Below are 23,771 nucleotides of genomic sequence, written 5' to 3' on the forward strand. Positions count from 1 at the left end.
GCTCACCACCCCGACCTGATCGCCGACACGACGCGGTCGAGGTCCTCTTCGGACAGCCACCAGCCGACCGGGATGTGCGCCACGCGCTCGTGCACCTCGTCCAGGCGCGGCAGGTGCGCGGCGTACTCGCGCACGCACGAGTGCAGGTCGTTGCGCCGCACGATGGCGCTCACCGCCACGCCCGCGCCGGTCATCTTCCGCAGGAACGCGGGCCGGTCCTCGACCAGCACGGGGTAGACCCACCACGACGGCTCGCGGTCGTCGGCGCGTTCGGTCAGCCTCAGCCCCGCGACGCCGTCGAGCACCTCGTCGTAGTGCGCGGCGTGGTCGCGGTGCCGAGCGACCAGGCCGTCGACGTCGTCCAGGTTGGCCAGTCCGATCGCCGCCCCGAGTTCGTTGAGGTGGATCTTGTAGCCCCACTCGGCCACGTCGTAGTCCGCGCTCGCCCGGTCCGCCGTCCGGTCGATGCCGAACCAGCGCAGCAGGCGCGCCCGGCGTGCCGTCTCCGCGTCGGGCAGCACCACCAAGCCGCCCTCGCCGCACGTGAGGAACTTCAACGCGTGGAAGCTGAACACCGCGGTGTTGCCGTGGTTGCCCACCGGCACTCCTCGGAAGCTCGCGCCCCACGCGTGCGCGCAGTCCTCGACCACGGCGGGCCGGACGCCGTGGGCCGCCTCGGCCCGGTCGACGACCTCCCGGAGCCGGGCGAGGTCGACGGGGTAGCCCGCCCAGTGCACGACCACGATCGCGCGGGTGGCCGGGGTGATCTTGCGTTCAAGGTCCGCCAGGTCCATGTTCAGCGTCGTCGGGTCCACGTCCACCCAGCGCGGCCGCAGGCCCGCCGCGAGGATCGCCCAGTTGGTCGCCTCGAACGTCAGCGCCGTGGTCAGCACCTCGTCGCCGGGCAGTTCCGGGGTGAGCCGCAGTGCGAGCTGGAGGCCGGACGTGGCGCTGTTCACCGCCGCCACGTGCGGGGTCCCGATCCGGGCGCCCACCGCGTGCTCGAACTCAGCCGCTCTCGGCCCGTGCCCGATCTGCCTGCTGGTGAGCACGTCGCTCACCCGGTCGAGGGCCCGGTCCGACATCGCGACCTTGAACAGGGGGATCACCGTTCGCTCCTTCCGCGGGCAGGGCGCCGTCCGCCACCGCCTGGTCGACCCACCACCTGTTGCGCCTCGCCCACTCCACGGTCCTGCGGACGCCCTCCTCCAACGGGACGGCGCACAGCCAGCCCAGGACGTCCCGCGCCCTGGAGGTGTCCGGCACGCGCCGGGGGATGTCCTCGTACGCGGCGCCGAGCGTCGCCCGCGCGGGCACGGTCAGCGTGCGGTCCGCGCCCGCCAGCCGCGCGACGAGCCGGACGGCCTCCGCGACCGAGGTCTCCACGTCGCTGCCGATGTTGAAGCAGCGGCCGTCGGACGCGTCGTCGCGCCCGGCCAGCACGGTGCCCGCCACCGCGTCGTCGACGAACGTGAAGCACCGCGTCTGCGTGCCGTCGTCGTAGATCAACGGAGGCAGGCCGAGCAACGCGCGGTGGAGGGCGCGGCTGAGCACGTAGGCGGGGCGTTGCCGTGGTCCGTAGACGTTGAAGTAGCGCAGGACCGCCACCCGCGACCCCGACTCCCGCGCGAAGGCGAAGGCCAGGTGCTCGGCGACCGCCTTGCTGGAGGAGTAGCTCCAGCGGTCGGTGGAGGTGCTGCCGAGCACGCGGTCGGCGTCCTCGCGCCACGGCGTCGCCGGGTTCTTCCCGTACACCTCGCTGGTGCTCGCGACCACGACCTTCGCGCCGACGCGGGCGGCCAGCCGCAGCACGTTCCCGGTGCCGAGGACGTTCACGTCGAGCACGTCGAGCGGCGAGCTGAGGTAGCGGTCGACACCGACGACGGCGGACAGGTGGTACACCGCGTCCACGCCCGCGACGACGGCCTTCGCCAGCGCGTCGGCGTCCCTGACGTCCCCCGCGACCCGCCGGAGGTCACCCGGCCCGCACCCCAGGTCGGGAGGGGGCTCGGCGACGTCGAACACCGTCACGTCGTCACCGTCGCGGACGAGCCGTTCGACCAGGTGGCTGCCGAGGAAACCCGCGCCCCCGGTGACGACGACCCGCGCCGCGCTCACCGGCCGACACCGCGGTAGGCGAACCCGAGCCCGCGCAGCTCGCCGATCCGCTCCGGCGAGTAGTACGCGCGTCCGTCGAACACCAGGCACGGCTGGGTGACCGCGGTGCTCAGCTCGGCGAAGTCCAGTTCCCGGAACAGGCGGTGCCCGGCCAGGACCGCGACGCAGTCCACGCCCGCGACGGCCTCCCGCAGGGTGGCGGCCCCGGCGCCGAACAGCGCGCGCATCTCCGCGGGATCGGCGAGCGGGTCGAACAGCCGGACCGTCGCGCCCTCCGCGCGCAGCGCGTCGACCACCGGCTTCACCGGGGTGTTGCGCAGGTCGCCGGTGTCGTTCTTGAACGCCGCGCCGAGCACGGCGATCGTCGCGCCCGCCGGGTCCTTGCCGAGCTTGACCAGCTCGTCCCTGATGGTCTGGTAGGTGTGCTCCGGCATGCCGTCGTTCACCCGGCGCGCGGTCTCCACCGTGTGCAGCGCCGTGCCCCGGTCGGCGGCCGCCCGCCACGCCATCCACGGGTCCTTCGTCAGGCACGACCCGCCGACCCCCACGCTGGGCAGCAGGATGTTCACGTGGCCGGTGCCCTTCGGCAGGGCGTTGGCGGTGGTGATCACGTCGAGCACGTCGACGTCGAACAACGAGCAGAACCGGGCCAGTTCGTTCGCCATCGCCACGTTCGCGTCGATCCACCAGTTCGTGGCGAGCTTCACGACCTCCGCGGTCTCCACGCTCGGGGCGGTGTGCACCTCGACGCCCAGCGAGCGCCGCCAGAACTCGGCGGCGGCCGCGGTGCTGTGCTCGTCGCAGCCGCCGACCACGACGGGCAACTCGCGCAACTGGGCCAGCGCGGCTCCTTCGGCGAGCCGCTCCGGGCAGAACGCGAGCCCGAAGTCCCTGCCCTGCGCCAGCCCGCCGCGCTCCAGCAGCGGGACGACGGTTTCGCGGGTGGTGCCGGGGGAGACGGTGCTCTTGAGCAGGACGAGCTGGCCCGCGCGCAGCCGCGTGGACAGCCGGAGGCACACCTCCTCCAGCTGCTCGACCAGGAGCACTCCGTGCTCGTCCACCGGCGTGCCCACGGTGATGATCACGACGTCGGCGTCCCGGACCCGGTCGTGGTCGGTGGTGACGGTCAGCGCCGGGTCGTCGGCCAGTCGGGCCAACGCGTCCGACAGGCCCGGTTCGGGGATCGGGGACCGGCCCGCCCGCAGTTCGCCGACCAGGGAGGCGTTGCTGTCGATGCCGATCACGCTCACCCCCCGCTCGGCGAGGGTGACGCCGAGGCACGAGCCCACGTAGCCGAACCCGATGATCGCGACGCGCGGACGGGAGGGGTTGGAGAGGAACCGCATGGCAGGACAGCACCGCCCTTCCAGGGCTCGCGGAGTGGAACCGTGGTCAACGTGCGGGGGTGAGGTGACCGATCGTGTCGCGGATGCGCGCGGCGGTGGCGGCGGGGGAGGGGAGTGCTCGGTTCTCGGCGTCGACCTCGGCGGTGGCCTCGTGCAGCGCCTCGTCGGTCAACAACCGGTGGATCGTCTTCGCGGTCACCTCGTCGGGGGAGGCGACGACGCCGACGCCGCGGCTGCTGACGGCTTCGCCCATCAGCGGTCTGATCGGGTCGTGCGGGCTGAGGACCACCAACTGGGGGAGGCCGTGGCTGATCGCGGTCATCATCGTGCTCGCGCCGCCGTGGTGGACGACGGCTGCGCAGGTGTCGAGCAGGGCGTCCAGCGGTTCCCAGCCGACGGAGCGCACGTTCGGCGGCAGGACGCCGAGCGGTCCGGGATCGACGTCGCCGAGCGCCAGCACCAGCTCGACGTCGATCTCGGCCGCCGCGGCGATCAGCGGTTCGAGCTGGCCGAGTCCCTGGCGCTGCGGGGCGATGGTGCCGAGGGTGACCGCGATGCGCGGGCGCCCTTCGTGGTGGGCGGGCACGGGTGCGGACCGGCCGCCGCCGGTGTACGGGACGAACCGGGAGAACCAGCCCTCCGGTGCCCTGGTGAGCATGCTCGGCGGCATGTACTCCAGGACCACCGCGGGGTCGGCGGGCGTTCTCAGCCCGAGTTCCGGGCACGTGCGGGCGAGGAGTTCGGTGGTGGCGACGTGCAGCGAGCCGGTGCTGAACACGCCGAGGACCTGCTGCACCGCGGGCACGCCGAGCCGGTCGGCGGCGATCAGGCCGCACGTCGCGGCGTGGTCGTAGACCACCAGGTCGGGTCGCCACGAGTCGGCCAGCTCCAGCACGCCGGGCAGCAGGGGGCGGTTGACCGCCGCGAACTGCGGCGCCCAGTCGGTCAACTCGGCCCGCATCGGTCCCGACCGGAACATCCGGGCGAGGTCCGGGTTCTCCGCGAGCGCTCGGCCCATCACGGTCGGCGTGTCGTAGCCGGGGGCGATGTCGGCGACCCGCAGGCCTGTGCGCTCCGCGTGCTCGACGTGCTCCGCGGTCGCGAGCAGGACGTCGTGCCCAGCGGCGCGGAACGCCCAGGCGAGGGGGACGAGCGGGTAGAGGTGGCCGATGGCGGGGATGGAGACGACCAGGACGCGCACCGCACGGACCCCTCTCCCTCGACCATTTTACTAACTAATCATATAGTCCTTTACGGGTGGTGTCGACCTCGGCGACCGAATCAGCCGCTCGCGCACGGTAGCGATATCGCTACCGTTGGTACTATCTTCGGTAGCGTTCGAGAGGTCGACCGCGGCCCGCCCGCCCACCGCACCTGAGGAGAGACGACGGATGGATCACGACTCGGCGGAGGCACAGGCGGCCACGGGGGACACCGACGTCGAGCCACCGCCACGGCTCCGCGCCTGGTTCGGGCTGATCGCGCTCGCGCTCGCGGTCGCCATGAACAGCCTCGACATGTCGGTGGTCACCGTCGCGAACCCGGCGATCAGCGCCGACCTCGGCACCGGCCTGTCCGAGCTGGAGTGGGTGACGACGGCGTACATCCTCGCCTTCGCCGCGTTCCTCGTCCCGGCGGGCAAGCTGGGCGACCGGTTCGGCCACAAGCAGGTCTTCCTCGTGGGCATCGCCGGTTTCGCCCTGAGCTCGGCGCTGGTGGGCCTGTCGACCGGGCTCGTCCCGCTCGTCGGGTGGCGCGTGCTCCAGGGCGTGTGCGGCGCGATGCTGATGCCGAGCGCGCTCGCGATCCTGCGGCTGACCTTCCCGCCGGACAAGCTGAAGGTCGCCATCGGCGTGTTCATGGGCATCTTCTCGGTCGCCGGTCTCGCCGGGCCGCTGTTCGGCGGGCTCATGGTGGAGTTCGCGAGCTGGCGCTGGGCGTTCTACATCAACGTCTTCACCGGCGCCATCGCGTTCGTCGTCGTGCTGCTGGCCGTCCGCCGCTCCGAACCGACCTCGACCTCGGAGCGCTTCGACTTCCCCGGCGTGGCGCTCATGACCGTCGCGCTCGTCGCGCTCGTCTGGGGCATCACCCAGGTGCCGGTGGTGGGCTGGACCGATGTCCGCGCGATCGGCGCGGTGGCGGTCGCGGTCGTCGCGGGCACGCTGTTCGTGTTCCGGGAACGCGGCACGGACAGCCCGCTGGTGCCGTTGAGCCTCTTCCGCTCCGGGCCGGTGGTGGCGGGCGTGCTGGCGATGTTCCTCGGCGGCGGCCTCATGTTCGGCAGCTGGTTCTTCCTCGCCCTGTACTTCCAGCACGTGCGGGGGATGACCCCGGTGCAGGCCGGTCTCGGGCTGCTGCCGCTGGCCGCGATGTCCATCGTGTGCGGGCCGCTCGCGGGCAAGCTGAACCAGCGCTACGGCCGCAGGGTCCCGCTGACGATCGGCCCGCTGGCCATGGCGGCCGGGTTGATCGGGCTGGCACAGGTCGCCATCGCGCCGTCGGCGCACGAGACCTCGTCGTACCACTCGATCTGGCCGTTCCTCGTGCTGATCGGCGGCGGCATCAGCCTGATCTACCCGGTCGCGACCGAAGTGGTGCTCGCGAGCGTGCCGGAGGAACTCGCCGGGGTGTCCGCCGGGGTGAGCGAGACGGCCGCGACGGTCGGGCCGGTGCCCGGTATCGCCGTGCTGGGATCGATCCTCCAGTTCGGCGTCGTCGCCGACCTCGGCGACGGCCTCGCGGCCGCCGGTGTGCCGCGGGACGTGGCGGTCCGGGTCGCCGAGTCCGGCGACGCCGTCGGGCAGGGGGTGACCGTCATCCCCGAAGGCACACCCGAGTCGTTGGTCCCGGTGATCACCGAGCAGACCAGGGAGGCCTTCCTCGGTGGTCTCCAGGCCTCGCTCACCGTCGCCGGTGTGCTGGTGCTGTCGATCGTCGGACTCGTGTGGTGGCTGGTGAAGCCGGAACAGCGCGTCGAGACCACCGTCTGAGCGCGGGGAGACCGCCGAGCGTCAGGTCCGCTCGGCGGCGGTCTCCCTGTGTCCGAAGAAGCGCCGCGCCAGCCAGACGACCGGCCGGGTCCCGGACAGCCGGAACGCCGCGGCGCGCACCTTCACCGCGAAGGCGCTGGGGGCGACGAACATGGCCGTGGCCCGGAGGGCTTCCTTCTGCTTCGCCGTGACGACCGGCCGGAACCGCTCCTCCCACGCCGCCAGCGCGGCGGGCACGTCGCCGGGGTGCTCGTCGAGGAGGTCCCCGAGCAGCTTCGCGCCACCGAGCGCCAAGGACGCGCCGCTGGCCGCGAACAGGCTCACGCACCAGGCGGAGTCGCCCAGCAGCACGATCCGGCCGTCGTGCCAGCGCGGCATCCTGATCTGGCAGATCCGGTCGAAGTAGACGGACTCGTCCCGGTCCACCCGTGACAGCAGGTCGGGCGCCAGCCAGCCGAGATCGCCGAACACCCGCCGCAACGTGGTGGCCGCGCCCGCCGCGAGGTCGGCGTCGACGCTGTCGCTGCGGAACGCGAACAGCACCGCGCAACGACCGTCCGGCAGACTCGTCACACCGAGTCCCCGGCCCACCAGACCGATGCCCATGGTGGTCACCGGCGGCACCTCGACCGGGGTCCGGTCGACCTCGATGCTCGCCACGGCGTGCCCGAGGTCGTCGCGGTACCGCTCCTCGGGGCCGAACACGCGCGCTCTGAGCGGGGAGTGGACGCCGTCCGCGCCGACGAGCAGGTCGACGCGGTGCCGGGTCCCGTCGTCGAGCACCACCGAGACACCCTCGCCGTCCTGCTCCACCTCGGTCACCGTGCGGCCGAACCGCAGGTCGACCTGCTCGTCGAGCGCCTGGTGCAGCACCGTTTCCAGATCGCCGCGCAGCAGGGTCAGCGAGCGGGGCCCGATCATCGCCTCGTTCGCCGCGGCGGGCAGCACGGCCAGCCTGGCGCCGGACTCGTCGACGTAGACCAGGTCCGTCATCGGCTGCCGCACCCCGACCAGCGCGGGCAGCAGCCCCAGGTGCTCCGCCGCGTCGTAGCCGACCCCCGAGAAGTTCGTGACGTACCCGCCGCACCGGAGTTCCGGCGCCTTCTCGACGACCAGCACGTGCCATCCGCCGCGCCGCAGCCGCAGCGCCGTCGCGAGGCCTCCGATGCCCGCTCCGACGACCAGCGCGCGGCCGCCCCGCTCGTTCGCCATCGGGTTCACCGGGACGGCCAGAGGCCCGCGCACGTGCGCACACGGGGTTTCGCGAGCGTGATCAGGAACGCGTCGACGTGCGCACGCACGCACGGGCTCTCCTGGTAGGCGAGCGTGCCGGGGCCCTCATACACCAGGTGCGCCGCGCCGGGGATCTGCCTCGCCACCGAGTCGGCCCACGCGGCGGGCTGTCCGGGCGCCTGGTAGGCGTTCACCACCAGCACCGGCAGCGACTTGGCCGAGATCCGCAACTCGTGCGTGGGGTTGCCGACCTCGAACGGCCACCCGACGCAGCCCAGCACGTTCAGCCACTGGTTGAGGTTGATGCGGGTGTTGGGCGCGGCCGCGTCCTGTGCCCGGAGGATCTCGGTGAGCTGGGAGTAGGAGGTGATCGGCAGGTTCCAGTCCTGGCAGAAGCTGCCCGCCGACAGGCCGCGCCGGAAACCCGTGGTCGTCACGGGGTCGGGACCGCTGCCCCGGTACAGCGACAGGTAGTGCTCGGCGAGGGGACCGAAGTACCGGTGCGGGTAGTCGCCCGCGAAACCCACGTGCCCGGACAGGTCCGCGGCCGTGATCGGCCCCAGTTCGCCCCGGTCCGCCCGGTCCCGCAGCTCGTCGTAGACCTTGCGGGTGTCCATTCCGTGCAGCACGCAGGAGGGGGTCCGGTCGCACCAGTCGGCGAACCCGTCGAACGTCGCCTGCACCCCGGCCGCCTTGGGCCCCAGGTACTCGACCGCCGAGCGCGCGCTGTGGTCGAGGTTGCCGTCCAACACCATCGCCCGGATCCGCCGCGGGAACAGCTCGGCGTACATCTGGCCGACGATCTCGTTCTCCCACGTGTGCATCAGGCTGATCCGCCGCTCGCCCAGCGCGGCCCGCACCGCGTCCACGTCACGGGCGACGATCGCGCTGTTGTCGTGCTGGAACACCGGTCCGACCTGTTCGGCGCACGCGAGGTACCAGTCCCGCATACCGCTGCGCACCTCCTCCAGCTCGGCGTCGTCGGTGGGGATGAACGGCACGCCCGGCAAGGCGATCGTGCAGGTCTCCTCCTGCCGTGCGGAGTAGGTGACGAGGTCGAACCGGTCCTTCAGGGCCTGCGACGGGTTGGCGAGCGGCTGCGATCCGATCAGGACCAGCACCCCGACGCGCTGCGCGGGCTTGGCGGCCTTCTGCCTGCTGACGTCGAGGGTGATCGTCCCGGTGCGCGGGTTCGCCCAGTCGACGGGCACCCTCAGCCGCGCGCAGTCGAGTGACGAGTCCTGGGCGCACGGACGCCAGGACAGTCCGGGACTCGGTGCGGCCTCGGCGGGCGCGAGTCCCGCGGCGCAGAGGACGGCGGTGGTGAGTGCGGCGACGAAGGCGCGCGAACGCATGGGGTTCCCTCCGGTGCGGGTCACGGCCAGACGGCCGGGCAGCCTGCGTCGGCCGCAGCCCTGCCGGTGATGAGGAAGTCGTCGATCGCGGTGCGGGCGCAGGAGCTGAACTGGTAGGCGCTGGTGCCCGGCCCGTGGTAGGACACCGTGGTCGCGCCGGGGATCCCGGCCGCGACGACCTCGGCCGAGCCGGGCGGCGCCGCCGGGTTGAACGCGGTGGACGCGACGAGCACCGGAGCGGTGCCGCGCGTCGGGGTCGGCGGGTTCGCGGCCGGGAAGGGCCAGCCGACGCACCGCAGCACGGCGCTCCACCGCTGCCCGTTGACGTGGGTGAGCGGAGCCGCCGCCACCATCGCCGAGCGGATCTCGCCCACCTGCGCGTACGTGGTGATCGGCAGGTTCCAGTCCTGGCAGAGGCCCGGTGCAGGTTCGACGGCCTGGGCGGTGAAGTCCGGTGACGCCTCCCGCGCGACCGCCTCCGCCCTGGTGTCGACCGGCAGCGACCTGTCGTGCATCTCCCGCAGGTGCTGGGCCAGGTCCAGCCAGCCGAACCTCGGCGTCGCGAGGCTCATCTCGACCACGGAGGCCCAGTCGGTCAGCTCCAGTGGGTTGCCGCGCAGGTCGCGGAACTCGCCCCGCTCGATCTTGCCGATCGTCTCGGCGTAGAACGACCGCAGGTCGAACGTGCGAGCCGCGCACGTCGACGCCGTCGCGCACCAGTCCGCGAACGCGCCGAACGCCTTTTCCGCGGCACGGGCGTGCGCGGCCGAGTACTCCGCCGCGGTCGCGAGGTCGCGCCGGGTCGGGCCGTCCAGCACGAGCGCGCGGAGGCGCTGGCCGAACAGCCGCAGGTACTCCTGCCCGACGATCTCGCCGGTCGCGGTGCTCAGGAAGCTGATCCGGTCCTCGCCGAGCGCGGTCCGCACGGCGTCCACGTCGTGGGCCTCGGTGGCGCTGTCGAGGTGCTGCCAGGCGACCCCGTACCGGCGGGCGCACCCGGTGAAGGCGGTCAGGTTCGCGGCTCGCAGGTGGGTGAACTCCTGGGCGTTGCGAGGGGAGGCCGCGACGGTGGTCGGCGTCTTGCAGCTCGCGCTGGTGTCGACCGGGGTCAGCACCCGCTCCGAGTAGGTGACCACGTCGAAGGCCGTCCTGAGCCTGGCGGACAGCGCCGAGGCGCTCGTGGACGGCGGTACGACCAGCACACCGACGCGCTGGGCCGGGTCGGCCTTGGTGCGGGTGAGCCGCAGGGTGGTGGTGCCGTCCGACGCCGACGCCGGGTCGATCCGGACGGTGAGCTCGGCGCAGTCGACCGAGGAGTCCTGCGCACAGGGTCGCCAGTCGAGCGGGGGCGCCGCCGTCGCGGGGACGACACCCGCGACGCAGAGGGCTCCGGCCGACAGGGCGGCGAGGATGGCGCGCAAACGCATCGGGTACTCCGATCGGGTGCCGACCACGGGTGAATTCGATACATGAAGTAAAAGCAACGATTGCAGACCGCTCCTGGGTGCGTCAACCGCGTGACTGGCTCCCTGTCAGGAAAGAAAGCCTCCTGAAGGGCAGCGTCGGCGATCGCAGTTGGCACTTGTTGGTAACAGAAGAAGTACTTAAGGTGAGGAGGTCGGTACCTGGCCGGGGAGGGCGCGGATGGACCTGATCACGCATCTGCTGGACGCCGCCGAAGCACGGTCGGTCGACGTCTCCTCGACGATCGCCGACATCGGGTTCGACGCCGTCGCGGACGTGCTGTTCCAGGAAGTCCTCTTCCGGGCCCGGCTCGACGAGGTCGCCTGCCGCGGGCTCGCCGTCACGGTCCTCGTCCTCGAACACCGGGGCCGCACGGCGGAACTCACCATTCCGGCAGGAGAGACGGCGTCGGACGTGCCTCCGGTGGTCATCACCCAGGACGCGGGCGAGACGGTGCGCGCGCTCTACGGTCCGCGTGAACTCGTCTCGTCCAGCACGCGCACGGTGTCGTGGCCCGGATCGCAGGTGGTGCGCCGGGAGTGGGAGGGGACACCGTTGCCCGACCGCTGGGCCGCGCCGCCCCAGCGCGTGCTCGACGTCCTGGACCGCCGCGACCGGCCCGGCCTGGACCGGTTGGCCGCCTATTGCGGCACCGACAAGTGGGGGCCGCTGCACCAGTACGCGGTCCGGTACGAGCAGTACCTGCACCGGCTGCGCGACCAGCGGCTGACGATCCTGGAGATCGGCGTCGGCGGCTACGACGACCCCAAGGCGGGCGGCGAGTCGTTGCGCATGTGGAAGCACTACTTCCCCCGCGCGCTCGTCTGCGGCGTCGACGTGGTGGACAAGCGCGCCGTGGAGGAACCGCGGGTGCTGACCGTCCAAGCGGACCAGTCGGACCGGCGGGCCTTGGAAGCCGTGGTCGAGCGGATCGGGCCGCCGGACGTCGTCGTCGACGACGGCAGCCACGTGAGCACCGACGTGATCGCGTCGTTCGACATCCTGTTCCCGTTGCTGCGGCACGGTGGCCTGTACTTCGTGGAGGACCTGCAAACCTCACTGTGGCCCTTCATGTTCAACGGCTCCGAGGACGACCTGACCAGGCCCGACCACACGTTCGGCTTCCTCAAGCGACTGGTCGACGGCCTGCACCACGAGGAGTTCCTGACAGGTGCCCGACCACCCTCGCCGACCGACCGCACGGTGGCCGCCGTGCACCTCTTCCACAACCTCGCGGTGGTCGAGAAGGGGACGAACGCCGACGGCAGTCCCGTGGCCGACGCGCTGCGCTCCGGCATGTTCGAGACCGGGTGATCACACCGCACCTGCCCGACCGGTCGAGTTGAGGCTTCGATAGCGTGCTGCGCGGCGTCCGCAGGGGTGGGCCGCGACCGCCACCGGTCCCGGCCAGGGCGCGAACCTGAGAGGAGTCGTGGATTTGCTGGGAACTGTGCAGAACACCGACGACGGACGGCTGGTGCTCCGCCTTGAGCGACGCCTGTCGCACTCACCCGAACGGGTGTGGTCCGCTATCACAAAGGTGAGTGAATTCCCGGCCTGGTTCCCCGGAGTGGTGAACCAGGACCTCACCGAGGGCGCCAAGCTGCGCTTCGACATGACGTCGGACCAGCGCGAGCACATGGGCATCCCGGACGACGAGGACATGAGTTCCGAGGGCGAGGTGGTCGTCCACGACGCACCGCGCGTGCTCGAGTACACGTGGGGCGACGAGATCCTGCGCTGGGAGCTCACAGCGGACGGTGACGACACCGCGCTCGTGTACACGGACGTGTTCGACGACCGTGAACTGGCCGCGCAGACCGGGTCCAGCTGGCACGCGGTGCTCGACCTGCTGGAGGCCCACCTCGACGGCCGAGACGTCGGCACCGTCTGGGAACTCGAAGCAGCCGTGCACGACGAGTACGAGCGCACCGTGAAGGTCTCCTGATCGCCGGTGTCCTCGGCGTGCGACCACGCCGAGGACACCCGGTCCGGCCGAAAGACGAAGACGACTCGATCGATGGGAAACGCCTGCCACCACACCGTGCGGCCGACCGACCACGTCCACGACGGGGTCACCGGCGTCCGCACCCGTTCCCTGGAGGAGACCACCATGCTGAGGGACGATCCCGAGCTCACGCCGGTGCGACCGGTCGCCACGTCCGCGTTCGTCACCGGGCACTTCCCCCGACGCCGCGGTCTGGTCATCCTGCTCAGCGTGCTGGCGGGCTTCCTGCTGACCGTGGTGTGGTCGGCCGAGTTCGTGGACTCGACGATCGGCGACACCGTCGCCAACACTTTGCTGGGCCACGACGCGAAGGCCGAGCCGATCACGGGTGCGGTCGGGGGTGTCGTGTTCGCGTTCGTCACCGGGTTGGCGGGCACGTTCACCGCGTGCAACATCGCCGCGTTCGGTGCCGTCGCACCGATGCTGGGCGACTCCGGCAGCCGCGCCGAACGGATCCGCGGCTCCCTGAAACCGCTGGTCTGGCTCTCGGTGGGCATGCTCGCGGTGTCGGCCGTGTACGGGGCGGTCGTCGGGCTGGTCGGCGCCTCCATGCCCCAGTTCTCCACGGCGCAGAACGCCGCGGGCCTGTCGGGGCGCAGCGTGCAGTCGATGGTCGTGTTCGGGGTGATCGGGCTGACCATGACCTACCTCGGCCTCGCCGCACTGGGTGTCGTCCGCGACCCGTTCGCCCGTGTCGCGCGGCGGCACCCGCAGGTTCCCCTGGTGTTCATGGGTGTCCTGATCGGCGGGTTCCTCATCGGCAGGCCCTTCGGCCTGTTCCGCCAGTTGTTCAGGGACGCGGCGGAGAGCGGCAACCCGCTCTACGGCGCGGCGGCGTTCTGCCTCCAGTCGTTGGGCAACATCGTCGTGCTCGCGCTGGTCTTCGTGGTGACGGCGGCGTTGTTCGGCGGCGGGCTGCGCCGCTGGCTGGCCGCGAAGCCCGCGAGGCTGGCGGTGATCACCGGCGTCGCGCTGATCACCATGGGCGTCTTCACGTTCCTGTACTGGGATGTGCGGCTGCTCGCCCGCCGTGACCTGATCCCCTGGTACCCGACCGCGCCGTGGGCCTGAGCGGCGCGAGATGCCCGCGGGACCCGATCAGGGGTTGACCTTGCTGTTGACGGGTTTGCCCAGCGCGGGCAAGACCACCCTGGCCACCGCCGCGCTGACAGCCGTGCGGTCGGTCGGGTACCGGTGCGAAGTGCTGGACGGGGACGTGGTCCGCCGCGAACTCTGGCCGGAACTGGGCCTGTCCAGGACGGACCGCGAGCGGAACCTGGCGCGCATGGGCTTCGTCGCGAAGCTCCTGGCGGGCAACGGAGTCGTCGTGCTCATGGCCGCCATCGCCCCGTACGCGCACACCAGGAGGGCACTGCGCGAGGCGCACACCGCCGAGGGCATCGGCTTCGCCGAGGTGCACGTCGCCACGCCGTTGCGGGTGTGCCGCGGGCGGGACGTGAAGGGGCTGTACGCGCGTCACCTGCGTGGCGAGATCACCGGGCTGACCGGTGTCGACGCGGTGTACGAGGCGCCCACCGCTCCGGACCTGAGGATCGACACGTCGGACGAGCCGGTGGAGCGGTCGGCGGCGACCCTGACGAGGTTCGTCGTCGACTCGATCGGGCTCCGATCCTGACGAGGCGAGTCGGTGGGTGGCCGGGAGTCGAACTCCGGGTGAACGGATCGTCGAAGCCCGGTCCACCGGGGTGTCGGCTGCCGAGAATCGGTCCGAGTGCTCGTGAGAGGGGTGTCCGTGGTCGTGCTGACGGCGTTGCGGTCGGTGCTGGACTTCCTCGGGCCCGGCAACGTCGTGCTCGGGATCGCGCTGCTGATCGCCACGCCGTTCGTCGACCGCTTCCTGATCCGGCGCAAGCGGATCACCTACCGGGTGCTGTACAACTCCAAGATCGGCCTCGGCCTGGAGAAGCTGCACGACGGGACCGAGCCTGCCAAGGCCAGTCAGCGGCAGCTCTACCAGGTCGCGGAGCTGTTGGACCGGATGAGCATCGTGGTGATCCGCATCCGCAACACCGGCGGCTACGACATCGACTCCGACGACTTCGAGCGCCCGCTGTCGTTCACGTTCGGCCGCCGGGTCGTGTGGAACGCCCGCGTGTCCGAGGCCAGCACGGACGCGATCCGCGAGCAGGTCCGCGCGGGGTTGAGGTTCTTCGGCGCGGATGGCGGCACGGTTCCCGAGCCGGTCGACCGCGACAGCCTTCGGACCGTCCGCGAACGGCTCCCCTTGTGGATGTCGCGGTGGGTCGGGGCGACCAGCGGGCCGAAGGTGGAGGTCGAGTCCCAGTGGCACGGCGTCCGCGTCGAGCAGTTGTCGTTGCGGCGCAAGCAGAAGTTCAAGCTCGTCGTCATCCTGCGCGAACCCGACGACAGCGGCGTGAGCAAGGACATCGAGTTCACCGGCAAGCTCAAGGACAACGGGCTGCTCAAGGATGAGAAGCGCGAACGGCTGATCACGCTGCCCAGGCTGACCGGTGGACTCGCCGTGCTGCTGACGGTGTTCCTCGTGCTCAGCCTGGTGTTCGTGCCGCAGGCCGCCGACTCGGGCGTGGTGTGCGTCCCCGGCGCGCTGCGCGTCGAGGGGTCCAGCGTGGTGATGCCGACGATGAAGGCCATCGCCGACGACTACCAGCGGGCCTGCGCGGACAAGGGCACCCACGTCACGGCCACCGCCACCGGCAGCGTCGAGGGCGTGCGCGCGGTGACCGCCCTCGGCCCCGACGACCTCGGGCTGCTCGCGCTCGCCGACGGCAAGCAGGACGTCGACGGCTCCGCGCCGCACACCGAGCAGGTCGGCATCGTCGTCTTCCACGTGATCGTGAACGCCTCGGTCGGCCTGGACACCGTGTCCAGCACCCAGTTGCGGGCGATCTACGACGGCTCGGTCACCGACTGGAACCAGGTGCGCGGCGGGGAGTCGCTGCCCATCCGGATCGTCGGCCGCGGCGGCGAGTCGGGCACCAGGGAGCTGTTCGAGCAGAAGGTGCTCGGCACGGGGGAGGGGCAGCTGTCCTCCAACGGCTGCCGGACCAAGGACCGCGTGCCGAGCGCCGCCACGATCCGCTGCGAGCGCGGCTCCAACCCCGAGGTGGCGGCGGAGGTCGGCCGCACCGAGGGCGCGATCGGCTACGCGGACGCCCAGTCGGTCGCCCAGGCCCGCAAAGACGGGCCGTTGACCGCGCTCACTGTCGACGGCAAGGCGTTCGACCCGGCGGTCGGGGCGGAGTCGGGCTACGCGTTCTGGACGGTGGAGTACCTGTACGCCAGGAAGGAGCCCGAGCCGGGGACGGTGGCCGCGAGCTTCGTCGACTACGTGCTCCGGCACGACAGCGCCAGGGCGCGGCTCACCGACGCGGGCTACCTGCCGTGCACCACGTCCGAGGGCGCGCCGCTGGAGCTGTGCAACCACCGGTAGAAGCTGCCCGCTTGGCAAACTTGACTGAGCGTTCCAGTAATGGCTACTGTTCCGCTTGTGGCGCGCACCAGGGAGTTCGACACCGGGGCGGCGGTCGACGCGGCGATGTCCGCGTTCCGCCGCAAGGGGTTCGAGGGGACGTCCGTGCAGGACCTGGTCGACGCGACCGGGATCGGCAGGGGATCGCTCTACCTGGCGTTCGGCAGCAAGGAGGAGCTGTACCTGGCCGCGGTCGACCGCTACCGGGAGCGGTTCGCCGTTCCGCTGGCGGAGGCGCTGCGGGCGGGTGAACCCGGCCCGGAGCTGATTCGCGAGGTGTTCGTCGGGCTGGTGGACGAGATCGTGCGCGACGCCCGTGAACGGGCGTGCCTGGTCGCGGGAGCCGCGATGGAACGCGCGCACCAGGACCCGGCCGTGGCCGCGCGGCTGAAGGCGACCACGGCGGCGATCGAGGACGCGCTGTTCGACGTGGTCGTGCGGGCGCGGACCGCCGGACGACTGCCGGACCGCGGCGACGCCTCCGGGATCGCCCGGTTCCTCGTCACGGCGATGCAAGGGCTGCGGGTCATGGGGGCCATCGACCCCGATCGGGACGCGCTGCTGCGCACCGTCGACGTCACATTGGACTGCCTGCGCTGAATCACCTCCCTCGTCGGGAGATTTTTGCCTTGCGCGCATACTGTAACGAACGTTCCACTAAGGAGAGCTGATGGGCAAGATCGGTGTCGGCGTCATCGGGGCGAGCATCGGGGGTTGGGCCTCGCTGAGCCACGTCCCGGCGCTGCGAGCGTCACCGGACTTCGAGCTGCGGGCGATCAGCACCTCGCGGCGCGAGTCGGCCGACGCGGCGGCGCGGGAGTTCGGGGTGGAGGCGGCGTTCGACGACCACCGCGCCCTGCTCGCGCACCCCGGCGTGGATGTCGTGGTGGTGGCGGTCAAGGTCGCCCACCACCACGAACTCGTGTCCGACGCGATCGCCGCGGGCAAGACCGTCTACAGCGAGTGGCCCCTCGCCGTCGACCTGGCGGAAGCCGAGGACCTCGCCGAACGGGCGCGGGCGGCAGGCGTGCGGACCGCGGTCGGGTTGCAGGGCCGCTACGCGCCCGAGATCGTCCGTGCCCGCGAACTCGTGCGGGACGGGCACATCGGCAAGGTGCTCGGAACCGTGCTGGTGGGGTCCGGCATGGTGTGGGGCCCGGAAACGGTGCGCTCCAAGGCGTACTGGTACGACCGCGCCAGCGGTTCCACCCTGCTCGAAGGCGCGGTCGTGCACGCCGTGGACGCCCTGACCACCACCCTGGGCGAGTTCGCGCAGTTCTCGGCCAACCTCGTCGTCGGCCGGGACGTGGTGTCCATCGCGGACGAGGGTGTCGTCGTCCCGGTCACCGCGCCGGACCAGGTGTCCCTCATCGGCACGCTCGACTCCGGGGCCGCCGCCTCGGTCACCTACCGCGGCGGGACCTCGCGCGGCGACAACTTCCGCTGGGAGATCAACGGCACCGACGGCGACCTCGTCCTGACGGCGGGCTGGGGCAACGTCCAGGTCGCCGACCTCTCCCTCGCGATCGGCCGCGGCGGCGACACCGCCGTCACCCCGGTCGACCTCCCACCCACCGGTCTCACCGGCCCGGCCCGCAACGTCGCCGCGCTCCACGCGCACCTCGCCGCCGACCTCCGCGACGGCACGCACACCGTCCCCGACTTCGACTACGCGCTGAGCAGGCACCGCCTGGTCGCCGACGTCGTGCGCTCCTCGCAGACGGGGGCACGGGTGTGAAGGCGATCGTCGTCGACCACCCCGGCGGTCCCGAAGTCCTGCGCCTGCGGGACGTGGAACCGACCGAGCCGGGGCCGCACGACCTGGCCGTGGCGATCACCGCCGCGGGCGTGAACTACATGGACGTCGGCACGCGCACCGGCCAGTACGGGCCACCACTGCCGCACGTTCCCGGCGTCGAGGGCGCGGGAACGGTCACCGCGATCGGCTCTGCCGTCACCGACTTCGCCGTGGGCGACCGCGTGGCCTGGTACTTCGCCTGGGGCAGCTACGCCGAGCGGATCGTGCTCCCGGCGAGCGCCGCCGTGCCGATCCCGGCGGGCATCGACGACGAGACGGCCGCTTCGGTGATGATGCAGGGCCTCACCGCGCACCACCTCGCCACCGCCACCTACGCGGTGCGGCCCGGTGACACGGCCCTGGTGCACTCGGCCGCGGGAGGCGTCGGCCTGCTGCTGACCCGGATCGTGAAGGCGCGCGGCGGTCACGTCATCGCCAGGGTGTCCACCGAGGAGAAGGCGGACATCGCCCGCGCGGCCGGCGCCGACCACGTCGTCGTCTCGACCGGGGGAGGGTTCGCCGACGAGGTCCGGAAGATCACCGGCGGCGAGGGGGTCGCGGTCGCCTACGACGGCGCGGGCGCGACGACGTTCGCCGACTCCCTGGCGTCGTTGGGCTACCACGGCGTGCTGGCGTACTACGGCCAGACCATCGCGGCCCAGCCGCCGGTGGACCTGACCACCCTGCCGCGCAGCGTCCTCGTCACCTATCCCGTGGTGCAGGACCACATCCGCACCCGCGAGGACCTGCTGGCCCACACCGGGGACCTGTTCGGCTGGCTCCTCGACGGGACGCTCGCGCACCGGATCGGGGGCCGTTACCCGTTGGCCGACGCCGCTCGTGCCCACACCGACCTGGAGTCGAGGCGCACCACCGGGAAGCTGCTCCTGCTGCCGGGCTGACGCCGTTCGGCCGGTCACCGTCGAACGCGGCGGCGACCGGCCGGGGCCACTACCTGCGCCATTCCTGTTCGACCGCGGCCATCTGGTCGCGCTTCAACCCGGACGGGCCGGTCCAGCGGTCGGCCAGTTCCCCGGCCTCGACCACCGTCGCCTGGTCGAGCAGCACGTAGTAGTCGTCGACCCAGGTCTTCGCCTTGACCGCACGCGCGCCGGTACGCGGCTTGGCCGTGCTGATCGGGGCGATCCTGACGGCGTTCGCGCCACCGGTGGTGAGTCCGACCTCCAGGACGACCACCTTGGTCCCCTTGTGCTTCCTGAACGATCCGACGGTGACTTGCGCGGGCATGGGTGTTCCTCCGAGTGCGTGCCTGGGTTGGTGGGCCAACACTCGCCGACGGTCCATCTGCCGGGCAGTCTCCGGTCGACGATCGGCGCGGGCGGGTCGTCGAGCGGCAGCGGCCGTGCGGCCCGACTGACCGGCTCCGTGCTCCCGGACCTGTACAGGTGGTCCACGGTCACGCGCTCAGCGGCGGGTTCCCACGGGGTGAACGGTCCCGGCGGTCACCGCGGCGAGCTTGTCGGGGTTGGCGACGTTGTGCAGGGCCGTCACGAGGCCCCGCTCGTCGACGTCGAGGGTCAGCGTGGCGATGACCCGGCCCGCTCCGGTGAACACGACGCCCGTGCTCCCGTTGAGCTCCATCAGGTCCACGCCCATGTCCGCCGGGTCGACGCCCTGGTACGGCCGGGTGCCGATGGCCGCGAACCAGGTGGCGACCCGGTCCGCGCCGGTGACGGGCCGCATCGCCTGGCGCACCTTGCCGCCGCCGTCCGTCCACAACGTCACGTCCGGGGCCAGCACGCCCATGAGGGTGTTGATGTCGCCACCGGTCGCGGCGGCGACGAACCGCTCGGTGGCCGCCCGCTGCCGGGCGCGGTCGGCGGCGAACCGGGGCCGCCGCGCCCGCACGTGGCCGCGGGCGCGGTGAGCGGCTTGGCGCACCGCGTCCTCGGACCGCGCGACGGCGTCGGCGATCTCGGCGTAGCTGAAGTCGAACGCCTCCTTCAGCACGAACACCGCGCGTTCCAGCGGGCTCAACGACTCCAGCACCACCAGCAGCGCCACGGACACCGACTCCGCGGCGTCCGGCTCGTCGGTGCAGGTCAGGATGGGTTCGGGCAGCCACGGCCCGACGTAGGACTCCCGTCGACCCCGCGCCGCCCGCAGCCGGTCCACGGCCACGTTCGACACGATCCGCACCAGGTACGCCTTCGGGTCCGCGACCCGCGAGCGGTCCGCCGCCGACCACTTCAGCCAGGCGTCCTGCACCGCGTCCTCGGCGTCCACCGCCGTGCCGAGGATCCGGTAGGCGACCGAGAACAACAGGTTCCGGTGCTCGTCGAACACGTGCTCGCTCATCGCCCGCCCCGCGGCCAGATCGAGCCCACGCGCGGGAACCGCTTCAACCGACCGTACGTCGGCCACGGCGCGGCGCTCACCGTCTCCTTGTACCAGACCGCCGGACGACCGGTCAGCGCGAACCGCCTCGGAGCGCCGTCGGGTCGAGTGAACTGCACGACGGCGTCGTGCCTGCCGAGGCTGACCGGCGCGTGGTAGTAGCCGAAGCGGAAGTCCTTGGGGCGCTTGCCCTCCAGCTCCCGCAGCAGCGACACGGCCGCGTGCACGCCGGTGGGCATCCCGCTCTGGCACGTCCCGTGCAGCAGACCGTGCCACTGTCGGACCGCCGCCGCGTCGCCGACCGCGTACACCTCCGGGTGCGACACCGACCGCAGCGCCGTGTCCGTCACGATCCGGCCGCGCTCGTCGACCTCGAACGCCGCCGCCAGCGGTGACACCCGGACCCCGCCGGTCCACAGCACGACCGTCGCCGGGACGCTCTCGCCGTGGGCGAGTTCCACCGCGTCGGGCAGCACCTTCACCACCTCGACGCCAGCACGCACCCGCACCCCGAGCCGGGCCAGCACGGCGTCCAGGTGGGACTTGGCCTTCGGTCCGAGCGACGCCCCAGGCTCCTGCCCGCCGAGCAGCACGACCTCCAGGTCCGGGTACCGCTCGGCGATCTCGGCCGCCGCCTCCACCCCGGTCAGCCCGCTGCCGCACACCGCGACCACGCCCGTGCCGAGTCGGGCCGCCAGCAGTGCGGCGTCGTGCGCGCTGTCCAGCGTGTGGGCGTGCTCTGCCGCGCCGGGGACGGCGGCCGTGTCGGCGACCGCGCCCAACGCGTAGACGAGCCGGTCGTACGGCAGGTCCCGCCGGTCGTCGAGGCGGGCCGTGCGCGCGTCCGCGTCGATCCCGGTGACCCAGCCGCTCACGAACTCCACACCGGTGCCCTCCAGCAGGTCCGGCACCCGCAGGTCGGCCGTCACCTGCCCCGTCGCGGTCTGGTGCAGCCGCAACCGCTCGGTGAACCGCTCCGACGCGTTCACGAGCGTGATCCGCACGTCGTCCCGCCGCTTGGCGCGCGCCGCGAGGATCACCGCCGCCATCGTCCCCGCGTACCCCGCTCCGAGAACCACGATCCTGGTCATCGTCCCGTCCCTTCTCCCGTCGACCACCAGACGAGGGAGGACGTGGTCAGCGTGACGCGAGGTGACCGCCGTCATAAAGCGCGGCGAGCAGCGTGACGGCCGCGCCGACCGCGGAGTCGGCCAGGTTGCCGTAGCCCAGCACGAGGGTGGAGTCCCGTTCCGGCGTGCCGCGGTAGGTGTCGAGGTCCACCAGCCGCAGGCCCTCGGCGGCGGCCCGGCGCACGAGGGACGCGGTGTCCGGCGTTCCCGGAAGGTGCAGCAGCAGGTGCAGGCCCGCCGCGACACCGGTGATCCGGGCGTCCGGCAGGTGCGTGGCGAGCGCGGCCACCAGCGCGTCCCGCCGGGCCCGGTACCGCAGCCGGACCGCCCGGAGCTGCCGGTCGTAGCCGCCGCGCTCGACGAACGCCGCCAAGGCGAGCTGGTCGACCACCGGGGGAGTCGCGGCGGCCGCGCACGCCCACGCGGGCGGGAGGACGTACCAGCCGATCCCCAGCGCCGGGCTCAGGGTCTTGCTCACCGATCCGAACAGCGCCACGTGGCCGGGAGCCATGCCCTGGACCGTGCCGACCGGCCGCCGGTCGTAGCGGAACTCGGCGTCGTAGTCGTCCTCCAGGACCAGCCCGTCGACCTCACGGGCCCACTCGACCAGCGCGGATCGCCGCGCGGGGGCGAGCACCGTGCCGGTGGGGAACTGGTGGGCGGGCGTCACGATCACCGCCCGCAGGCCGCGCAACCGGTCGACCCGCAGCCCGTCGTCGTCGACCGGCACGGGCACCACGTCCATCCCCGCCTCCATCGCGGCCTGCCGGGTCCGCCCCCAACTCGGGTCCTCGACGCCGATCCGCGTGATCCCCGCGGCCACGAGCGCACGGCACACCTGGGTGACGCCCTCCGTCACGCCCGCGCAGATCGTCACGTCGTTCGGGGTGGTCGTGGCTCCTCGGCACCGCCGCAGGTACTCGGCCAGCACCGCGCGCAATCGGGGGTGGCCGCCGTGGGGAGGGAGGCCGAACTCCTGGTGAGGCAGTGTCGTGAGGACGTCCCGCAGCGCGTCGGCCCACCGGCGGCGCGGGAACGCCCGCAGGTCCGGTAGTCCGGGCGCGAGGTCGTAGCGCGGGGTCTCGGCGACCTGCTGTGCCGGCGCGGACCGGTCGTCGCGCTCCGGTGACCAGGACACGCGGGTGGCCGCCCCGGTCCGCGCCGCCAGGTAGCCCTCGGCGACGAGCTGCGCGTACGCCTGCGTCACCAGCCAGCGCGAACAGGACAGGTCGGCGGCCAGCGCACGGCTGGGCGGGAGCGCCGTGCCGAGCGGCAACGCGCCGTCGCGGATCGCCGCCCGCAACGCCCTGGCCAGCCGCTCGTGCCGTGGTCCGCCGTCCGGGCCGGACAGGTCGAGCAGCACGTCCCAGCCCAGATTGGTCTGCGATTCCGGCATGGAAACGGACCGTAGCACCAGACCGATCGCGGCTTACGGTCGTCCTCGTGATGAAGCGAACCGAACTCGGGCGCACCGGGACCACCGTCAGCCAGGTCGCGCTCGGCTGCATGCTCATGGGCACCTACACCGACGAACCCACCTCCTACCGGATGCTCGACTCGTACCTCGACGTCGGAGGCGACTTCCTCGACAGCGCCAACTGCTACGCGTGGTGGCACGCGGGCAGCGACGGCGGCGAGAGCGAGGAACTGCTCGGCCGCTGGCTCGCCCGCGGCGACCGCGACCGGGTCGTCCTGGCCACGAAGGTCGGCGGGATCGTGACCGACGTGCCCGCCGCGCTCGCGAGCGGCAAAGCGGACTGGGACGTGGCCGCCCGGCACTTCGAAGGGGCGGGTGCCGACGTCGTCCGGCGGGGGATCGACGCGAGCCTGCGCAGGCTCGGCACGGACCACGTCGACCTCTACTACGTGCACGTCGACGACCTGGCGACCCCGTTGGAGGAGACACTGGAGGCGCTCGACGGCGTCGTCCGGGCGGGCAAGGCCCGGCACATCGGGTGGAGCAACGTGCGCACGGAGCGGTTGGAGCGGATCCGGGAACTGACCGAGCGCCACGGGTGGACGGCCCCGGTCGCGGTGCAGCAGCAGCACTCCTACCTGCGGCCACGGCCGGGGATCGACCGGGCGGGCATCGCCGGGCCCGCGCTGTTCGACCACCTGGCGGCGCACGAGGACCTGACGCTGGTGGCGTACTCGCCGATCCTCCAGGGCATCTACGACGACCCGGACCGCCGAGCCGCGCACGGGACGTGGGACACCTACGCCGGACCGGACTCCGAGGCGCGGCTGGCCGTGGTCGCCGAGGTCGCGGCCGACCTGGGCGCGACCGGCAACCAGGTGGCGCTGGCGTGGCTGCTGCGGCAGACCCCGGCGGTGGTCCCGATCGTCGGGACCCGCACGTGGGAGCAGTTCGAGGCGTTCCTGGGCGCGCTCGACGTCGAGTTGGGTGACGACCACCTGGCGGCGCTGGGGACGTGAGCCGCCGTTCTTGTCGGTGCTCCCTGTTAGCGTCCGCGCTCCGATGGTCGAGGAGCGTGG

General features: G+C 72.3%; 21 protein-coding genes. 10 read left to right on the forward strand and 11 right to left on the reverse strand.

What is annotated here, in order from left to right:
- Nucleotides 1-2: 2 nt before the first annotated feature.
- The 4 genes from ACFWW9_RS22395 to ACFWW9_RS22410 are packed head-to-tail and all read right to left on the reverse strand — an operon-like array spanning nucleotide 3 to nucleotide 4,665.
- Nucleotides 3-1,109, reverse strand: a complete 1,107-nt coding sequence (locus ACFWW9_RS22395; RefSeq protein ID WP_390381026.1) for a DegT/DnrJ/EryC1/StrS family aminotransferase — start codon at nucleotides 1,107-1,109, stop codon at nucleotides 3-5.
- Entirely contained in the window at nucleotides 1,009-2,118 is a 1,110-nt protein-coding gene (locus ACFWW9_RS22400) for an NAD-dependent epimerase/dehydratase family protein (RefSeq protein ID WP_390381029.1), read from the reverse strand. Before ACFWW9_RS22400 ends, ACFWW9_RS22395 begins: the two co-directional genes overlap by 101 nt.
- Nucleotides 2,115-3,464, reverse strand: a complete 1,350-nt coding sequence (locus ACFWW9_RS22405; protein ID WP_390381032.1) for a nucleotide sugar dehydrogenase — start codon at nucleotides 3,462-3,464, stop codon at nucleotides 2,115-2,117. The genes ACFWW9_RS22400 and ACFWW9_RS22405 overlap by 4 nt, the downstream gene beginning before the upstream one ends.
- A 46-nt stretch (nucleotides 3,465-3,510) precedes the next feature.
- Nucleotides 3,511-4,665, reverse strand: coding sequence for a nucleotide disphospho-sugar-binding domain-containing protein (locus ACFWW9_RS22410; protein ID WP_390381034.1), 1,155 nt, complete (start codon nucleotides 4,663-4,665; stop codon nucleotides 3,511-3,513).
- A gap of 190 nt (nucleotides 4,666-4,855) precedes the next feature.
- On the opposite strand from ACFWW9_RS22410, the gene ACFWW9_RS22415 reads away from it, so the two are divergent.
- A complete protein-coding gene (locus tag ACFWW9_RS22415) occupies nucleotides 4,856-6,457 on the forward strand; it encodes an MFS transporter (protein WP_390381037.1) in 1,602 nt (533 codons plus the stop codon).
- A gap of 21 nt (nucleotides 6,458-6,478) precedes the next feature.
- On the opposite strand, the gene ACFWW9_RS22420 is transcribed toward ACFWW9_RS22415, so the two are convergent.
- Genes ACFWW9_RS22420 through ACFWW9_RS22430 form a run of 3 tightly spaced genes read right to left on the reverse strand, consistent with a single transcriptional unit; the run spans nucleotide 6,479 to nucleotide 10,472 of the window.
- Nucleotides 6,479-7,669 (reverse strand): FAD-dependent monooxygenase, encoded by a 1,191-nt coding sequence (locus ACFWW9_RS22420; protein ID WP_390381040.1) that lies wholly within the window; start codon nucleotides 7,667-7,669, stop codon nucleotides 6,479-6,481.
- A 5-nt stretch (nucleotides 7,670-7,674) separates the two neighbouring features.
- Nucleotides 7,675-9,045 (reverse strand): alpha/beta hydrolase, encoded by a 1,371-nt coding sequence (locus ACFWW9_RS22425; protein WP_390381043.1) that lies wholly within the window; start codon nucleotides 9,043-9,045, stop codon nucleotides 7,675-7,677.
- A 20-nt stretch (nucleotides 9,046-9,065) separates the two neighbouring features.
- Nucleotides 9,066-10,472 carry an alpha/beta hydrolase gene (locus tag ACFWW9_RS22430; RefSeq protein WP_390381046.1) on the reverse strand — a complete coding sequence of 469 codons (1,407 nt, stop codon included), beginning with the start codon at nucleotides 10,470-10,472 and terminating at the stop codon, nucleotides 9,066-9,068.
- Between the two features lie 217 nt (nucleotides 10,473-10,689).
- On the opposite strand from ACFWW9_RS22430, the gene ACFWW9_RS22435 reads away from it, so the two are divergent.
- From ACFWW9_RS22435 to ACFWW9_RS22470, 8 genes are all read left to right on the forward strand, one after another.
- Nucleotides 10,690-11,823: a hypothetical protein gene (locus tag ACFWW9_RS22435; protein WP_390381049.1), complete on the forward strand. Its 1,134-nt coding sequence runs from the start codon at nucleotides 10,690-10,692 to the stop codon at nucleotides 11,821-11,823.
- Nucleotides 11,824-11,986: 163 nt separating this feature from the next.
- Nucleotides 11,987-12,457 (forward strand): SRPBCC domain-containing protein, encoded by a 471-nt coding sequence (locus ACFWW9_RS22440; protein ID WP_390381117.1) that lies wholly within the window; start codon nucleotides 11,987-11,989, stop codon nucleotides 12,455-12,457.
- 165 nt (nucleotides 12,458-12,622) lie between these two features.
- Nucleotides 12,623-13,588, forward strand: coding sequence for a hypothetical protein (locus ACFWW9_RS22445; protein ID WP_390381120.1), 966 nt, complete (start codon nucleotides 12,623-12,625; stop codon nucleotides 13,586-13,588).
- Between the two features lie 34 nt (nucleotides 13,589-13,622).
- Nucleotides 13,623-14,153, forward strand: coding sequence for an adenylyl-sulfate kinase (gene cysC / locus ACFWW9_RS22450; protein WP_390381052.1), 531 nt, complete (start codon nucleotides 13,623-13,625; stop codon nucleotides 14,151-14,153).
- 96 nt (nucleotides 14,154-14,249) lie between these two features.
- Nucleotides 14,250-15,950 (forward strand): PstS family phosphate ABC transporter substrate-binding protein, encoded by a 1,701-nt coding sequence (locus tag ACFWW9_RS22455; RefSeq protein ID WP_390381055.1) that lies wholly within the window; start codon nucleotides 14,250-14,252, stop codon nucleotides 15,948-15,950.
- A gap of 57 nt (nucleotides 15,951-16,007) precedes the next feature.
- Nucleotides 16,008-16,589 carry a TetR/AcrR family transcriptional regulator gene (locus ACFWW9_RS22460; protein ID WP_390381058.1) on the forward strand — a complete coding sequence of 194 codons (582 nt, stop codon included), beginning with the start codon at nucleotides 16,008-16,010 and terminating at the stop codon, nucleotides 16,587-16,589.
- A gap of 70 nt (nucleotides 16,590-16,659) precedes the next feature.
- A complete protein-coding gene (locus ACFWW9_RS22465; RefSeq protein ID WP_390381061.1) occupies nucleotides 16,660-17,727 on the forward strand; it encodes a Gfo/Idh/MocA family protein in 1,068 nt (355 codons plus the stop codon).
- Complete coding sequence (locus ACFWW9_RS22470) at nucleotides 17,724-18,689, forward strand: quinone oxidoreductase family protein (protein ID WP_390381063.1); 966 nt, start codon at nucleotides 17,724-17,726, stop codon at nucleotides 18,687-18,689. Before ACFWW9_RS22465 ends, ACFWW9_RS22470 begins: the two co-directional genes overlap by 4 nt.
- 49 nt (nucleotides 18,690-18,738) lie before the next feature.
- Here ACFWW9_RS22470 and ACFWW9_RS22475 read toward each other — a convergent pair whose 3' ends face one another.
- The 4 genes from ACFWW9_RS22475 to ACFWW9_RS22490 form a co-directional block, all read right to left on the reverse strand.
- Nucleotides 18,739-19,035 (reverse strand): hypothetical protein, encoded by a 297-nt coding sequence (locus ACFWW9_RS22475; protein ID WP_390381066.1) that lies wholly within the window; start codon nucleotides 19,033-19,035, stop codon nucleotides 18,739-18,741.
- A gap of 177 nt (nucleotides 19,036-19,212) precedes the next feature.
- On the reverse strand, nucleotides 19,213-20,106 hold the full coding sequence (locus tag ACFWW9_RS22480) for an RNA polymerase sigma-70 factor (RefSeq protein ID WP_390381069.1): 894 nt from the start codon (nucleotides 20,104-20,106) through the stop codon (nucleotides 19,213-19,215).
- A complete protein-coding gene (locus ACFWW9_RS22485; RefSeq protein ID WP_390381073.1) occupies nucleotides 20,103-21,236 on the reverse strand; it encodes an NAD(P)/FAD-dependent oxidoreductase in 1,134 nt (377 codons plus the stop codon). The genes ACFWW9_RS22480 and ACFWW9_RS22485 overlap by 4 nt, the downstream gene beginning before the upstream one ends.
- 46 nt (nucleotides 21,237-21,282) lie before the next feature.
- Complete coding sequence (locus tag ACFWW9_RS22490; RefSeq protein WP_390381076.1) at nucleotides 21,283-22,671, reverse strand: PLP-dependent aminotransferase family protein; 1,389 nt, start codon at nucleotides 22,669-22,671, stop codon at nucleotides 21,283-21,285.
- A gap of 50 nt (nucleotides 22,672-22,721) precedes the next feature.
- Here ACFWW9_RS22490 and ACFWW9_RS22495 point away from each other — a divergent pair, with 50 nt between their 5' ends.
- The gene (locus tag ACFWW9_RS22495) at nucleotides 22,722-23,711 is read left to right on the forward strand and encodes an aldo/keto reductase (RefSeq protein WP_390381123.1); all 990 of its coding nucleotides are present in this window, start codon (nucleotides 22,722-22,724) and stop codon (nucleotides 23,709-23,711) included.
- Nucleotides 23,712-23,771: the final 60 nt, after the last annotated feature.

This window comes from Umezawaea sp. NPDC059074 (assembly GCF_042738955.1).
Classification (GTDB): domain Bacteria; phylum Actinomycetota; class Actinomycetes; order Mycobacteriales; family Pseudonocardiaceae; genus Umezawaea.

Excerpts from the sequence above, each read along its gene's own strand:
- ACFWW9_RS22405 (WP_390381032.1), bottom strand. The coding sequence starts at position 3,464 with ATGCGGTTCCTCTCCAACCCCTCCCGTCCGCGCGTCGCGATCATCGGG.
- ACFWW9_RS22415 (WP_390381037.1), top strand. The coding sequence starts at position 4,856 with ATGGATCACGACTCGGCGGAGGCACAGGCGGCCACGGGGGACACCGAC.
- ACFWW9_RS22420 (WP_390381040.1), bottom strand. The coding sequence starts at position 7,669 with ATGGCGAACGAGCGGGGCGGCCGCGCGCTGGTCGTCGGAGCGGGCATC.
- ACFWW9_RS22425 (WP_390381043.1), bottom strand. The coding sequence starts at position 9,045 with ATGCGTTCGCGCGCCTTCGTCGCCGCACTCACCACCGCCGTCCTCTGC.
- ACFWW9_RS22430 (WP_390381046.1), bottom strand. The coding sequence starts at position 10,472 with ATGCGTTTGCGCGCCATCCTCGCCGCCCTGTCGGCCGGAGCCCTCTGC.
- ACFWW9_RS22435 (WP_390381049.1), top strand. The coding sequence starts at position 10,690 with ATGGACCTGATCACGCATCTGCTGGACGCCGCCGAAGCACGGTCGGTC.
- ACFWW9_RS22445 (WP_390381120.1), top strand. The coding sequence starts at position 12,623 with ATGCTGAGGGACGATCCCGAGCTCACGCCGGTGCGACCGGTCGCCACG.
- ACFWW9_RS22465 (WP_390381061.1), top strand. The coding sequence starts at position 16,660 with ATGGGCAAGATCGGTGTCGGCGTCATCGGGGCGAGCATCGGGGGTTGG.
- ACFWW9_RS22475 (WP_390381066.1), bottom strand. The coding sequence starts at position 19,035 with ATGCCCGCGCAAGTCACCGTCGGATCGTTCAGGAAGCACAAGGGGACC.
- ACFWW9_RS22480 (WP_390381069.1), bottom strand. The coding sequence starts at position 20,106 with ATGAGCGAGCACGTGTTCGACGAGCACCGGAACCTGTTGTTCTCGGTC.
- ACFWW9_RS22485 (WP_390381073.1), bottom strand. The coding sequence starts at position 21,236 with ATGACCAGGATCGTGGTTCTCGGAGCGGGGTACGCGGGGACGATGGCG.
- ACFWW9_RS22490 (WP_390381076.1), bottom strand. The coding sequence starts at position 22,671 with ATGCCGGAATCGCAGACCAATCTGGGCTGGGACGTGCTGCTCGACCTG.
- ACFWW9_RS22495 (WP_390381123.1), top strand. The coding sequence starts at position 22,722 with ATGAAGCGAACCGAACTCGGGCGCACCGGGACCACCGTCAGCCAGGTC.